The 13,985-nt window shown below is 66.3% G+C and carries 13 protein-coding genes and 1 tRNA gene; 12 read left to right on the forward strand and 2 right to left on the reverse strand.

Features of this window, described 5'->3' with window-relative positions; all coding sequences use genetic code 11:
* Window positions 1-133 precede the first annotated feature (133 nt).
* The 5 genes from exbB (at window position 134) to OU998_RS08275 (ending at window position 3,498) form a co-directional block, all read left to right on the forward strand.
* Complete coding sequence (gene exbB / locus OU998_RS08255) at window positions 134-1,021, forward strand: tonB-system energizer ExbB (protein WP_267516551.1); 888 nt, start codon at window positions 134-136, stop codon at window positions 1,019-1,021.
* 5 nt (window positions 1,022-1,026) lie between these two features.
* The gene (locus OU998_RS08260) at window positions 1,027-1,461 is read left to right on the forward strand and encodes an ExbD/TolR family protein (protein WP_267516552.1); all 435 of its coding nucleotides are present in this window, start codon (window positions 1,027-1,029) and stop codon (window positions 1,459-1,461) included.
* 14 nt (window positions 1,462-1,475) lie between these two features.
* Entirely contained in the window at window positions 1,476-2,195 is a 720-nt protein-coding gene (locus OU998_RS08265; RefSeq protein ID WP_267516554.1) for an energy transducer TonB, read from the forward strand.
* A gap of 141 nt (window positions 2,196-2,336) precedes the next feature.
* Window positions 2,337-2,413 (forward strand) — tRNA-His (locus tag OU998_RS08270).
* 98 nt (window positions 2,414-2,511) lie between these two features.
* A complete protein-coding gene (locus tag OU998_RS08275) occupies window positions 2,512-3,498 on the forward strand; it encodes an aldo/keto reductase (protein ID WP_267516555.1) in 987 nt (328 codons plus the stop codon).
* Between the two features lie 75 nt (window positions 3,499-3,573).
* On the opposite strand, the gene OU998_RS08280 is transcribed toward OU998_RS08275, so the two are convergent.
* Entirely contained in the window at window positions 3,574-3,996 is a 423-nt protein-coding gene (locus OU998_RS08280; RefSeq protein WP_267516556.1) for a DUF2147 domain-containing protein, read from the reverse strand.
* Window positions 3,997-4,200: 204 nt separating this feature from the next.
* Between OU998_RS08280 and OU998_RS08285 the strand changes: the two genes are divergently transcribed.
* The 4 genes from OU998_RS08285 (at window position 4,201) to OU998_RS08300 (ending at window position 8,883) form a co-directional block, all read left to right on the forward strand.
* The gene (locus tag OU998_RS08285) at window positions 4,201-5,175 is read left to right on the forward strand and encodes a GAF domain-containing protein (RefSeq protein WP_267516557.1); all 975 of its coding nucleotides are present in this window, start codon (window positions 4,201-4,203) and stop codon (window positions 5,173-5,175) included.
* Between the two features lie 134 nt (window positions 5,176-5,309).
* Window positions 5,310-6,827, forward strand: coding sequence for an aldehyde dehydrogenase family protein (locus OU998_RS08290; RefSeq protein ID WP_267516558.1), 1,518 nt, complete (start codon window positions 5,310-5,312; stop codon window positions 6,825-6,827).
* 141 nt (window positions 6,828-6,968) lie between these two features.
* Window positions 6,969-7,997: an alcohol dehydrogenase AdhP gene (adhP, locus tag OU998_RS08295; RefSeq protein WP_267516559.1), complete on the forward strand. Its 1,029-nt coding sequence runs from the start codon at window positions 6,969-6,971 to the stop codon at window positions 7,995-7,997.
* A 376-nt stretch (window positions 7,998-8,373) separates the two neighbouring features.
* Entirely contained in the window at window positions 8,374-8,883 is a 510-nt protein-coding gene (locus OU998_RS08300) for a hypothetical protein (RefSeq protein ID WP_267516560.1), read from the forward strand.
* A gap of 3 nt (window positions 8,884-8,886) precedes the next feature.
* Here OU998_RS08300 and ligA read toward each other — a convergent pair whose 3' ends face one another.
* Window positions 8,887-11,220, reverse strand: coding sequence for an NAD-dependent DNA ligase LigA (ligA, locus tag OU998_RS08305; protein ID WP_267516562.1), 2,334 nt, complete (start codon window positions 11,218-11,220; stop codon window positions 8,887-8,889).
* Window positions 11,221-11,295: 75 nt separating this feature from the next.
* Here ligA and OU998_RS08310 point away from each other — a divergent pair, with 75 nt between their 5' ends.
* The 3 genes from OU998_RS08310 to OU998_RS08320 all read left to right on the forward strand — a co-directional run bounded on the left by OU998_RS08310 (window position 11,296) and on the right by OU998_RS08320 (window position 13,773).
* Window positions 11,296-12,255, forward strand: a complete 960-nt coding sequence (locus OU998_RS08310) for a M28 family peptidase (RefSeq protein WP_267516564.1) — start codon at window positions 11,296-11,298, stop codon at window positions 12,253-12,255.
* Window positions 12,255-12,794 carry a hypothetical protein gene (locus OU998_RS08315; protein ID WP_267516565.1) on the forward strand — a complete coding sequence of 180 codons (540 nt, stop codon included), beginning with the start codon at window positions 12,255-12,257 and terminating at the stop codon, window positions 12,792-12,794. Before OU998_RS08310 ends, OU998_RS08315 begins: the two co-directional genes overlap by 1 nt.
* Before the next feature lie 325 nt (window positions 12,795-13,119).
* Window positions 13,120-13,773, forward strand: a complete 654-nt coding sequence (locus tag OU998_RS08320) for a sugar transferase (protein ID WP_267516566.1) — start codon at window positions 13,120-13,122, stop codon at window positions 13,771-13,773.
* Window positions 13,774-13,985 lie beyond the last annotated feature (212 nt).

Consider the following 13,985-nt stretch of genomic DNA (forward strand, 5'->3'; position numbering starts at 1 on the left):
TCAAGAATTCAGCGACCGATTGATCCCGATGGGACATTGGGCGTTGAAGGAAACATTTCAGGTTGGGGGGCGGCCCTTTGACACGGCCGCACCTTTGGTTCCACGAGTCAGACCAAGCAGGAACTGGCGAATTATGCTGAACAGCAAAAAGACGAACATCATTCTCGCCATGGCCGGCGCCGCCGTGCTGATGGCGAGCTCGCCGGTGCTGGCCCAGGCTCCGGCCGAGCCGACCCCGGCCGCTGCACCCGCAGCAGCCCCGACGGCGATGGCTCCGGCCGCCGACGCGGCGAACCCCGAGACCATGAACGAAGCCGTCGGCGGCGGTCACGGCGGCGACATCACGCCGATCTCCATGTTCATGGAAGCGACCATCATCGTTAAGGTCGTCATGATCGGCCTGCTTCTGGCTTCGATCCTGTCCTGGACCCTGCTGCTCATCAAGCTGTTCGAGTTCGGCGCGCTGAACCGCAAGACCGACAACTTCCTCGAAACCTTCCGCGGCGCCCGCACTATCGCTGACATGCGCGCCGTTTCGACCCAGGAAGAGTTCGACGGCAACCCGCTGGCCGACATGGCCGCTGCGGCGACCGAAGAAGTCGAAATGTCGCGTCAGGCCGGTCTGTCCGTCACGGGCGATCACCTCGACTCGGCCCTGGGCCGCGCTTCCGCCGCCGTCACCGCCGTTCAATCCGGTCTGGCTCTGCGCCTCTCGGGCGGCCAACAGTTCCTGGCTTCGGTCGGCTCGATCGGTCCGTTCGTCGGTCTGTTCGGCACCGTTTACGGCATCATGAACTCCTTCATCGGCATCGCCCAATCCAACACGACCAACCTGGCCGTCGTTGCTCCGGGTATCGCTGAAGCCCTGCTGGCCACCGGTATCGGCCTGTTCGCCGCTATCCCGGCCGTTGTCTTCTATAACTACTTCAACACGCGCATCGCCGCCTACGGCACCCGCGCCGACGGCTTCGCCGCCGAGCTGCTGAACGGCATCTCGCGTCAGCTCGACAAGGGGGCGTAAGACGGATGGCCGCCAAGATTAAATCAGGCGGCGGCGGCAACAAGGTTGAGGCCAACAGCGATATCAACGTTACGCCTTTCGTTGATATCATGTTGGTCTTGCTGATCATCTTCATGGTTGCGGCTCCGCTCGCCTCTGTGTCGGTGCCGATCGAGTTGCCAACCGCTGTCGCCAAGGCGGCCCCGAACCCGCCCAAGCCGGTCTATATATCGATCCAGAGTGACGGCGACGTCTTTGTGGGCGATTCCCTGACCGACGTCGGCTCGCTGGGCGACGATCTGCTGACGCAGATCGGGGCTCGGAATCCGGCGGATGAGCGGATCTTCATTCGGGGCGACCAAAACACCCGCTACGGCGATTTCATGCAGGTCATGAACGCTTTGCAGGATAACGGCTTCTACAGCGTTGCACTGGTCGGCGAAGACCATGCTGCGAGCTAGAGCGCGGAGATAGTATGACAGACGTCGCATATCATCGCAGTCGTTACGACGTACCGAAGAAGAAGGGCTTCATGGGGGTTTCGTACCCCGTGCTGATCGCCTGTCTTCTGGTCGTTACGCTCCTGTTCGCCCTGCTGATCTTCTTCCTTCAGCAGTCGAAGTTCAAACTGAAGGAGTTCAACTACGTCGACGAGTCCGTCGAGGTCGAGTTGGTCGAGCCGGTTCCGCCGCCTCCGCCGCCTCCGCCCCCGCCGCCTCCGCCGACGGATCAGCCGCCGCCGCCGAAGCTTCAGGTGCGTGTGCCGGCTGCGGTCCCGAACGTCGTTCCTCCGCCGCCGGTGAACATTACGCCGACGCCGAAGGAAGAGCGGGTCGAGTACAAGGGCCCGCCGGTGAACATCCCCGGACCGCCGCCGCCGCCGGCTCCGCCGGCTCCGCCGCGTCCTTCCACGATCACGAACGTTCAGTGGTCGCGTCAGCCGCGTCCGACCGCAGACGACTTCCCGGCTCGTGCGCTGGAACGCGAAGTCAGCGGATCGGCCACGGTCGAATGCACCGCTCGGTCCAACGGCTCGCCGGTCAACTGCCGCGTGATTTCGGAGGAGCCGGCGGGAATGGGCTTCGGTCGGGCCGCCATTCGGGTGGTTCAGCGTGGACAACTGTCTCCGCGTACCGTCGATGGCGCCGCTCAGGACGCCACCTTCCGCGTCCGGGTGCCCTTCAACCTCGACTAAGAGGTTTGGGGTTAGAAAATACGCGCCCCGGAGAGCAATCTCCGGGGCGTTTTTCTTTTGCGTCTTCTAGCGATGAAATCTCATCGAACGGGTTGATCACCGGACGCAGGGCCGGTAGAGAACGCCCCTCGCGATGAGCGGGCCGCCTTAGCTCAGTTGGTTAGAGCGCCGGTTTGTGGAACCGGAGGTCCTCAGTTCAAGCCTGAGAGGCGGTACCATCGTTCGACGCGGCAGGGCTTGCAGCCCGCCGCTTCAACGACCATCTGAACTCCTGTCGGCGTCGTCGCCGATCCCCCACATCGACAGGAGAGCGCAGATGAAGACGCGCAAGTTGGGTCCGAACGGGCCCGAGGTTTCGGCCATCGGCCTGGGCTGTATGGGTATGAGCGCCTTCTACGGCGCTGCGGACGAAGCCCAGTCCATTTCCGTCATCCACCGCGCCCTCGACCTGGGGATCACCCTGTTCGACACGGCGGAGATGTACGGCCCGCATACCAATGAGCTTCTGGTCGGCCAGGCCCTGAAGGACCGACGAGACCAGGCCTTCATCGCCACCAAGTTCGGCATCAACTACAACGCCGACCGCTCCAAGCTGCTGGTCGACGGCAGCCCCGCCAATGTGCGCCGCGCCGTCGAGGGCAGCCTCCAGCGGCTCGGCGTCGATCACATCGACCTCTACTACCTGCACCGCGTCGATCCCGACACGCCGATCGAAGAGACGGTCGGGGCGATGGCCGAGTTAGTCCAGGAGGGCAAGGTGCGGTTCCTGGGCCTGTCCGAGGCCGCGCCGGACACCCTGCGCAAGGCCCATGCGACCCACCCGATCACGGCGCTTCAGACCGAATACTCGCTGTGGACGCGCGATCCCGAGGATGAGTTGTTCGCGGTCACGCGGGAGCTGGGCATCGGCTTCGTGCCCTACAGCCCCCTGGGGCGGGGCTTCCTGTCGGGCGAGATCAAGTCGCTCGACGATCTGGCGCCGGACGACTTCCGCCGCACCAACCCGCGCTTCATGGGCGAGAACTTCCAGAAGAACCTGGATCTGGTCGAGGCGGTGACGGCCATCGCCGCCGACAAGGGCGTGACGGCCGCCCAACTGGCCCTGGCCTGGGTCCTGGCCCAGGGCGAGGATCTGGTTCCGATCCCAGGCACCCGCCGCGTCGCCACGCTGGAACAGAACGCCGCCGCAGCGGACATCATCCTGACGGTGGAGGATCTGGTTCGGATCGACGCCGTCTTCCCCAAGGGGGCGGCCGTGGGGCACCGGTACGCCGAGGCGGCGCGTGTGGCGCTGAACCGCTGAGGCCAGGTTAGAGCCAGGCATGAAGAGGCCCGGCTGGAGCGATCCGGCCGGGCCTTCATTTCGTCTGACGGCTGACTACTGGACGCGGGTCCAGGTCTGAGTTTTACAAAGGGGGGCGACGACGCAGCCGCGCAGGTTCAGGCTGTTGTCCCCGGTCAGGGTGATGGTCCCGCGATAGGTGCGGCCGTCGGCCGGATTATAGACTGAGCCGTTGCGCCATTCGGTCGGGCCGCCGGTAAAGCCGGTCAGCATGGGCAGGTTGCGCAGGGGGCGGCTACGCTGGGCGGCGTCACGGTTCTCCGTGTCGCGGGCATTGGCGTCGGCCCGGATGGTGTTCGACGTCACCAGGGTCCCGCACAGGGCCTGGCCGCAGCGCGCGATCCGCACCTGGCCGCCGTTCGTCGGCGTCTGCCACAGGCCGGTCGGGTCGCCGGCGAGGGCGGGGGAGGCGAGCGCAGCCGCCAGGGCGGCGGCGGCCAGCATCATCTTGGTCTTCATGGTCGTTCCCTTTGCTCGGGCCGGTTCGGCGACCCGTTGAGACGCAGGGTGATCCGGGTTTCGGTTCAAAACAAGGCTTTGCGGATCACCTTATCGCAATGAAAACCAGACCTTAGGTAAGCTTTGGGGCGCGCCGACCAAGGTCGGATTGACCTTGCCGCGCGTCAGGCGTCTGATTGTGCGAGACAAGCCTTGGGAGGCGCCATGGGCGCGCGATCAGGAAACGACCACCTCAGCCTCATCAAGGCGACGCTAGACGGCGGCGCCGCAGCCGCCCGCTCGGCTCTGGCGGCCTCCTGGCGACGGTCGATGTCTCTGTACGGCCTGGACCCTGAGGACAGCGGTCGCCCCCACACCCTGACGGACGCCCAACTGCGTGAAGCGCGACAGGCCATGGAGCCGATAACGCGCGCGGCGGCTGCGGTGCTGGATCGGCTGTTCCTCGCCGTCGGAGACACAGGGTGCTGCGTCCTGCTGACCAATGCGGAGGGCGTGCCGCTTGAGCGCCGGGGAGCGGCTGCGGACGACGAGGTCTTTCGCCGCTGGGGCTTGTGGCCGGGCGCCGTCTGGTCCGAGGCGGTCGAGGGCACCAACGGGATAGGCACAGCCCTGGTCGAGCATCGCCCGCTGACCATCCACCGGGACCAGCATTTCCATACGCGCAACACCGCCCTCAGCTGCACCAGCCATCCGATCCATGACCATCGGGGACGGCTGGCCGGCCTGTTGGACGTCTCGTCCTGCCGCGCTGACGCGACGGAGGGCATGCTGGGGCTGATCGCCGCTGCGGTGGCCGACGCGGCGCGGGCGATCGAAGCTCAGACCTTTCGCCAGGCCTTCGCCGAGGCGCGGATCGTGCTGGCCGGAGATCCCGGTGAAAGAAACGCCGCGGCCCTTCTGGCGGTGGACAAGGACGATCTGGTGATCGGCGCCACCCGCGCGGCGCGGCTGGCCCTGTCCATCACGGACGAGCGGATCGCGGCGCAGCTGGCGGCGTCGGAGGTTCTGGGTGCGGGCTGCGTCGAGACAGACCTGTTGGAAGCCGAGCGGGGCGCCGTGCGTCGCGCCCTGGCGCTGAACGGGGGCAATGTCTCCGCAGCGGCGCGCGCGCTGGGCCTCAGTCGCGCGACCCTGCACCGCAAGCTGCACCGGCTGGGTCTGGCCGGCGAACCGCACTGATCCGACTGTCGCAGTTCTGCGACAGGTTTGCGCCGCACCATGAACGAGCCGTCTGGCGGATCGGCCGGGCGAGGACGAGTTTCTGGGCCCAACGACGTCGGCAAGCGACGCCCGAGGAAAGTCAGGAGTGTTTGATGACCAAGCCAGAATTCGTTCGCGCCACCACCCCCAAGTTCAAGGCGCGCTATGACAACTTCATCGGCGGACAGTGGGTTCCGCCCGTCAACGGCCGCTATTTCGAGAACACCTCGCCGGTGAACGGTCGGGTATTGTGCGAGGTGGCCCATTCCGACGCGGCCGACGTCGAACTGGCGCTGGACGCCGCCCACGCCGCCAAGGACGCCTGGGGCAAGACCAGCGTCGCCCAGCGTGCCGTCATCCTGAACAAGATCGCCGACCGGATTGAGGCCAACCTCCAGGCCGTCGCCGAGGCCGAGACCTGGGACAACGGCAAGCCGGTGCGCGAGACCCTGGCCGCCGACATCCCCCTGGCCATCGACCATTTCCGCTACTTCGCCGGCTGTATCCGGGCCCAGGAAGGCGGGATTTCGGAGCTGGACCACGACACGGTGGCCTATCATTTCCATGAACCGCTGGGCGTGGTCGGTCAGATCATCCCGTGGAACTTCCCGATCCTGATGGCCGCCTGGAAGATCGCGCCGGCGCTGGCGGCGGGCAACTGTATCGTCATGAAGCCGGCGGAACAGACCCCGGCCTCGATCCTGGTCGTCATCGAACTGATCCAGGACCTGCTGCCTGCCGGCGTGCTGAACATCGTGTCGGGCACGGGCGCCGAGGTGGGCGAGCCGCTGGCCACCAATCCGCGGATCGCCAAGATCGCCTTCACCGGTTCCACCGCCGTGGGTCAGAAGATCATGGAGTATGCGACCAAGAACATCATTCCTGTGACGCTGGAGCTGGGCGGCAAGTCGCCGAACATCTTCTTCAAGGACGTGATGGACGCCGACGACGCCTTCCTGGACAAGGCGCTGGAGGGCTTCGCCATGTTCGCCCTGAACCAGGGCGAGGTCTGCACCTGCCCCAGCCGGGCCCTGATCCACGAGGACATCTATGAGGCCTTCATCGCCAAGGCCATCGCCCGGGTCGAGGCCATCGTCCAGGGCGACCCGCTTGACCCCGCGACCATGATCGGCGCCCAGGCCTCGGCGCAGCAGTTGAAGAAGATCCTGAGCTATCTGCAGATCGGCAAGGACGAAGGCGCCCAGTTGCTGACCGGCGGCGATCAGGCGGAGCTGAAGGACGATCTGGCCGGCGGCTATTACGTCAAGCCGACGGTGTTCAAGGGCACGAACGACATGCGGATCTTCCAGGAGGAGATCTTCGGTCCGGTCCTGGCCGTGACCACCTTCAAGACCTTTGAAGAGGCGATGGAGATCGCCAACGACACCGAATACGGCCTGGGCGCCGGGGTGTGGTCGCGCGACATGAACACCGCCTATCGCGCCGGGCGGACCATCCAGGCCGGGCGGGTCTGGACCAACTGCTATCATCAGTACCCGGCGCATGCGGCCTTCGGGGGGTACAAGAAGTCGGGCATCGGGCGGGAGAACCACCGGATGATGCTGGACCATTATCAGCAGACCAAGAACCTGCTGGTCAGCTACAGCCCCGACAAGCTGGGCTTCTTCTGATCTGCATCAAGGATGGCCGGTCCTGGATCGGCCATCCTGTGATCGCTCGCTGTTCCGTCTGTTCGGCGTGCGCAAACTAGGCGGGCGGGCCGACGCCCTGCTTTCGGTCCGCCTGCTCCCCTAAGCCGTCGAGGACGCACCATGCCCAGAACCATGAAGGCCGCCGTCGTGCGCGAATTCGGCAAGGCCCTGACCATCGAAGAGGTCGCGCTTCCCGAGCCGGGCCCGGGCCAGATCCAGGTCAAGATCGAGGCGTCCGGCGTCTGTCACACCGATCTGCACGCGGCCGAGGGCGACTGGCCGGTCAAGCCGAACCCGCCCTTCATCCCGGGCCACGAGGGCGTCGGCTATGTCTCGGCGGTGGGGGCGGGGGTCACCCTGGTCAAGGAGGGCGACCGGGTCGGGGTGCCCTGGCTGTATTCGGCCTGCGGCCACTGCAAACACTGTCTGGGCGGCTGGGAGACCCTGTGTCACGACCAGCAGAACACCGGCTATTCGGTCAATGGCGGGTTTGCGGAATACGCCCTGGCCGATCCGAACTATGTCGGCCACCTGCCGGACAATGTCAGCTTCACCGACATCGCCCCGATCCTGTGCGCCGGGGTGACGGTCTATAAGGGGCTGAAGATGACCGACACCAAGCCGGGCGACTGGGTGGTGATCTCCGGCATCGGCGGCCTGGGCCATGTGGCGGTCCAGTACGCCAAGGCCATGGGTCTGAACGTCGCCGCCGTGGACGTGGACGACGCCAAGCTGGATCTGGCGCGACGGCTGGGCGCGACCGTGACGGTCAACGCCAAGACCTCGAACGATCCCGCCGCCGACATCAAGGCCCAGACCGACGGCGGCGCCCAGGGCGTGCTGGTCACGGCCGTCTCGCCCAAGGCCTTCGAACAGGCGGTCAATATGACGTCGAGGGGCGCGACCGTGGCCCTGAACGGCCTGCCGCCCGGCGACTTCCCCCTGTCGATCTTCGACATGGTGTTGAACGGCACCACGGTTCGCGGCTCCATCGTCGGAACCCGTCTGGACCTTCAGGAGGCGCTTCAGTTCGCCGCCGACGAAAAGGTCAAGGCCACGGTCTCGGTCGAGCCGCTGGAGAACATCAACAGCATCTTCCAGCGGATGCGCGACGGCCAGATCGAGGGGCGGATCGTCATGACGATCTGAAATAGACGGAATCCACTCCAAAAAAATGGAGTCTATTTTCGTCTATTCTCGACGTCCAAGGCGGGTGCGGCGGGGATGTCAGATCGCTACGTCAAAGACCTGGGCGAGATCATAAGGCCGTTTGCGAACGTGCTGGGTTGGCGGCTTGAAGCATTTTCAAGCCGCTGACCCATCGACGGTTTTCCTGCGAAATTGGGAGCGCGGCATGCTGCCTGGATGCTTGCTTTCCGCTGCCACACTCTGAAGGGTAGGCATTGTGCAAGCTAGGCGTGATATGTCTGGCGATATGCAACGAGCGCTCTACGGTATTGTTCTTGTCGCATTGGGCCTGGCGGCAGGGTGCGCCACCCGAGCGCCTACGGGGGTAGGTGATCCCGTGAGCCTGCCTGAGCAGAGCGACTATCGTGTCGTTATGGAGGGGCGATCCTTTGTCATCGGTCCAATCCGTCGCACTATCGTAAGTCGTGGCGACTGGAAATTTGTCGAGGAGATCTCCAACGGCGAGCGCCGCAGAACTCTAGAAAATTCAGATCGAAGCGTCGTCTGGTCAGCGCAATGGGACGGGCAGGGGACGCACACGAGGATGTGGGCCAGCCACGATACGGCTTCAGCACCGACTGAGAAGCCAAGGATCGAACGAACGCCGGAAACGGTTCTAGGTCAGGAATGTAACTGGATCGACGGCAGGCCCGGCGTGCAGGACATTGGCCAGGCGCAATGCGTGGCCGCCGACGGCATGTTGTTGATCGAGGAAAACACCAGCCGGGGCGGACTCACGAGCGTATTGCGAGCGGTCTCGATCACGGCAGGTCCCGCCCGCCTTGAGGGCTTAGCGTCGGGAGATGACCCCTTCGACCCTCGGACCTGGGGCTTCCCGATCCCCTGACGCCTACCCCCCGATCAAGGCCAGCCATTCGTCCTCGGTCAGCACCTGGACGCCGTGTTTCTCGGCGTCCTTCAGCTTGGAGCCGGCGCCGGGGCCGGCGACGAGGTAGTCGGTCTTTTTGGAGACGGAGCCCGAGACCTTGGCGCCCAGGCTTTCGGCGCGGGCCTTGGCTTCGTCGCGGGTGAAGCGTTCCAGGGCGCCGGTGAAGACGACGGTCTTGCCTGCGACCGGGGTGTCGGACTTGGGCCGTTCGGCGTCGAGGATCTGGGTCAGTTCGGCCTCGAGCGCGGCGACGACCTGGAGATTGTGCGGCTCGTGGAAGAAGTGGGCCAGGGCCAGGGCGGCGACGGGGCCGACGCCGGTGACGCCGGCGATCTGGTTCAGGATTTCGGACGGGCCTTCTTCACGCGCCACGCGGGCCAGTTCGACCAGGCCGGACCAGTCCTGAACCATCGTCGCCAGCGAGCGGCGGGCCGGGGCGGCCATGCCGGGGAAGGCCTGGCTGATCTTCATGTCCATCGTGGCCTCGGGCCAGGGATCGGCGGCGGGAGGCGTCGCCTCGGCCATCAGGGTCAGGACGCGGGGCGATACGGCGTGGGCGGAGGCGAGAGCGGTCCAGGCGTCCGACGAGACGCCCGAGGCGGCCTGGAGGCAGGCGGTCTTCAGCGCGGGCCAGGTTTCGAAGGCGCGGGCCAGGACGATGGAGGTCTGTTCGCCGATGTCGCGTATGCCCAGGCCGAACAGGAAGCGGTCCAGCGAGATGACGCGACGCGCGTCGATGCCGGCGATCAGGTTGCGGATACTGGTCTCGCCATAGCCGTCGTCGCGTTCCAGTTCCTTCAGCCGCGCCGCGTCGCGCGCCAGGCGGAAGATGTCGGCGGGTTCCTTGATCCAGCCGCGCGCATTGAAGGCGACCAGCTGTTTCTCGCCCAGGCCTTCGATGTCGAAGGCGCGGCGGCCGACGAAATGCTTCAGCCGTTCGACGATCTGGGCGTCGCAGATCAGGCCGCCGGTGCAGCGACGCTTGACCTCGTCGCCCTCGCGCACGGCTTCTGAGCCGCAGACCGGGCATTTGTCGGGGAAGAGATAGGGGACGGCGTCGGCGGGGCGCAGGTCCGGGACGACGCCCAGGATCTGGGGGATGACGTCGCCGGCGCGTTGCAGGGTGACCGTGTCGCCGATGCGGACGTCCAGACGTTCGATCTCGTCTTCATTATGCAGGGTGGCGTTGCGGACGACGACGCCGCCGACCGTGACCGGATGCAGACGGGCGACGGGGGTCAGGGCGCCGGTGCGGCCGACCTGGATGTCGATCCCCTCCAGCACAGTGGTGGCCTGTTGCGCCGGGAATTTGTGGGCGATGGCCCAGCGGGGGCTGCGCGCGACGAAGCCCAGGCGGCGTTGCCAGTCGAGGCGGTCGACCTTGTAGACCACGCCGTCGATGTCATAGCCCAGGGTGGCGCGGTCGCGTTCCAGCTCGCGATAGACCTCGATCAGGCCTTCGGCGCCCTCGACCCGGCGCGAGCGGGCGTTGACGGGGAAGCCCCAGGCCTTGAGCTTTTGCAGGGCCTGCCACTGGGTCTCGGCGAAGTCGCTGGAGTGTTCGCCCCAGGCGTAGGCGAAGAAGTTCAGCGGGCGTTTGCCCGTGATCCGGGCGTCCTTCTGGCGCAGGGAGCCGGCGGCGAAGTTGCGAGGATTGGCGTAGGTTCGGCGGCCCTCGGCCTCGGCCGCGGCGTTGAAGGCGGCGAAGGCGTCGTTGGGGGCGTAGACCTCGCCCCGGATCTCGATCCGGTCGGGCCAGTCGTCGCCGGCCAGGGTCTGCTTCACATCGGCGATGGTGTTCAGATTGGCGGTGACGTCCTCGCCCGTGCGCCCGTCGCCGCGCGTGGCGCCGAGGGTTAGCCGGCCGTCCACATAGAGGAGGTTGGCGGACAGGCCGTCGATCTTGGGCTCGGCGACAAAGGCGATGGGCTCGTCGGCCGGCAGTTTCAGGAAACGGGCGATCCGGGCGACGAAGTCGCGCACCTCGCCCTCGTCGAAGGCGTTGTCCAGCGACAGCATGGGCACGCCGTGGCGCACCTCGGCGAACTGGCTGGAGGCGACCGCGCCGACCTTGTTCGATGGGGAGTCGGGGCGGACCAGGTCGGGGAAGGCGGCCTCGATCTCCAGGTTCCGCGCGCGCAGGGCGTCGTAGTCGGCGTCGGAAATCTCGGGCGCCGCCTCATTGTAGAGGGCGTCGTGGCGGGCCATTTCGGCGGCCAGCCAGGCCAGGGCGTCGGCCGCGGTTTCGGCGGTCAGGTCTTCGACGGGCGGGAAGGGGAGAATCGCGCTGGACATGTCGGGGTCTCATTACCACGGGCTGACGCCGGACGATCCGCAGGCTAGGCTGAATCGTCATTTACGGAGTCGTCCATGTCGCCTGCCGCCGTCCGATCCTTTCTGCTCGGCGGATGCGCCGCCCTGGCGCTGAGCGGCTGTGTCGAGCCGATCAGTCCGCCGCCGCCCGCGCCCGTCATCTCCGCCGAATACGGCCAGTTGCTGGACGATGTGCGGATCCTGTCGGCGGACGACATGGAGGGGCGGGGAACCGGCACGCCGGGCGGGGAGCGGGCGCGGGCCTATGTCGTGTCGCGGCTGGAGGCCCTGGGCGTCGCGCCGGCCGGGTTCGGACGGCTGCAGCGGTTCGAGGGCATGGGACCGTCGCCCGAGGGGCGGGTGCTCTATCAGGGCTTCAACGTTCTGGGCATGATCCCCGGAACCCGCGTGGGGGATCGCTACATCGTGGTCAGCGCCCATTATGACCATGTCGGGACCTACGGCGGCCAGATCTACAACGGCGCCGACGACAATGCTTCAGGCGTGGCCACCCTGCTGGAGCTGGCCCGCCGGCTGAAGGCCCGTCCGCCCGAGCACAGCGTCATCCTGGCCGCCTTCGACGGCGAGGAGCGGGGGCTGCTGGGCGCGCGCGAGTTCGTCAAGGCGCCGCCCGTGCCCCTGTCGTCCATCGCCCTGAACCTGAATTTCGACATGACGGCGCGGGCCGAGACCGACGGCCATCTGTGGGTCACGGGAACCTATCAGCACCCGAACCTGCGCCCGATCCTGGAGCCCGTACCGGCCGTCGGCCCGGTCAGTTTCGCCTTCGGCAAGGATACGCCGCAGGACGTGGGCGAGAACAACTGGGTCTCGGCGTCGGACCACGGCGCCTTCTTCGAGAAGGGGGTGCCCTTCCTCTATATGGGCGTCGACTATCACCCCGACTATCACCGCCCGACTGACGATTTCGAGCGGATCAAACCCGAGGTCTTCACCTCGGCGACGGAGCTGGCCATCGCCGGATTCCTGGCTCTGGATCGGTCGCTGGATCGATGATGCGGCGTCTTCTGGTTCCTGCCCTGATCGGCCCCATGCTGTTCGGCCCCATGCTGTTCGGTGTGGCGGTGCTGGCCGGCTGCGAGCGGCGTGAGGCGCGGCCGGAGGCGCCGGCTTCAGCGCCCAAGCGTGAAGCCGATTTCCGCCATCGGCTGGAGGGGGACATCTCCGGCGACTATCGGCCCGTCGTCGAGGCGGGAGAGGGCTGGCGAGTCGAGAGCCTGTTCATTGGCCAGGCGTCGGCGTTCGAGGCCTGGGAAGTCGGACAGCGCGAGGCGTCGCCGCTGATCCTGACCCTGGCCGGGCCGGACGGCACGGTCAGGTTCACGCCGCGCGCCTATGCGCTGACCGACGAGCGGCTGAGCCTGGTGGCTGTCGCGCCGGGCGGGCGGGAGGCCAGGTTGGAGGCCCGGATCGACCCCGGCGCCCTGGCCACCGCGCGTCGCAATCTGGGCGACCGGACGCCGGTCATCAGCGGAACCGTCACGGTCGAGGGCGTTCGACGGCCCGTCAATCTCGGCTGGTGGAACGGCGACTGATCCGGTCAGGTCAGGTCAGGCGAAGGCGCGGGCTAAAAGCCAACCTGCCGCCGCAACCAAAACCCATAACAGGGCGCCCAGCCCGATCATGACCATGACCGAGCGGCGGCCCGACCAACGGGGTTCCGCCGGCGGCTGTTCGACGAGCCGGAGCGGGGGACGGCGCAAGGGTTTGCGGTCTGGACGGAGCACGATGCAACCTATGATAGGTTTTGCGCCGGCGTCAACAGGCTGATGATCAAGTCCGCGTTGTTTTGTGGACATGATTGAGGGTTGCCATCACTACAACCTTAAGGAATATTCCCGCCCCGGGGGAGGGGCGGATATGACGACCGTTGAAGCCGCGCTGCGAAACATGGAGGCGGACGGCCCGGTTTCCGATCACGGGAGCCGGGCCCTTATCCGCCTTATGGATGTGCTGGCGGCCCTGGCGGCTCTGCTGTTCTTTCTGCCGACCCTGCTGCTGATCGCCGCCGCGGTACGGGCGCAGGACGGCGGGCCGGCCCTGTTCCGCCAGCAGAGGATCGGCCGCGACGGTCGGCCGTTCGCCTGTCTGAAATTCCGTTCCATGACTCCGGACGCCGAGGCGCGCCTGCCCCAACTGGTGGATGGGGAGTGGGCGGAGCGCCGGAAACTGAGACGCGACCCCCGCGTGACGCCGTTGGGGCGGTTCCTGCGTCTGTCCAGCCTGGATGAACTGCCGCAGCTGATCAATGTGTTGGTCGGCGACATGTCCCTGGTCGGGCCGAGGCCCATCGTTGCAGATGAGGCGCCGCTCTATGGACGCCGCTTCGCCGCCTATTGCACGGTGCGGCCCGGACTGACGGGGCTGTGGCAGGTGTCAGGACGCAACCATGTGTCTTATCCGCGTCGCGTGGCCATGGACATGTGGCTGGTCCGCAACCTGACGATACGGACCTACCTGGCGCTGATCCTGCGCACGGTGCCGGCCGTGCTGGGGCGAGAAGGCGTCTACTGATCGGTGACGAAACTGATTTGGTGACGGACCAAATATTGCAAATTCGATGTGAATTGTCCGCAAAACCTCTGCCGAAGCTTCATCTTAGGGCGCATGCGCCGTCACACGGTCTGACTATGACTGAAGTTGGGCAGGAGGGACGAACACGTCATCGCGGCCGGGCATGAGCTCGGTCGTCCCCTGTCATAGCTCTTTGATCAGACACGGTGGAC

It is taken from the genome of Brevundimonas sp. SL130 (assembly GCF_026625805.1).
Classification (GTDB): domain Bacteria; phylum Pseudomonadota; class Alphaproteobacteria; order Caulobacterales; family Caulobacteraceae; genus Brevundimonas.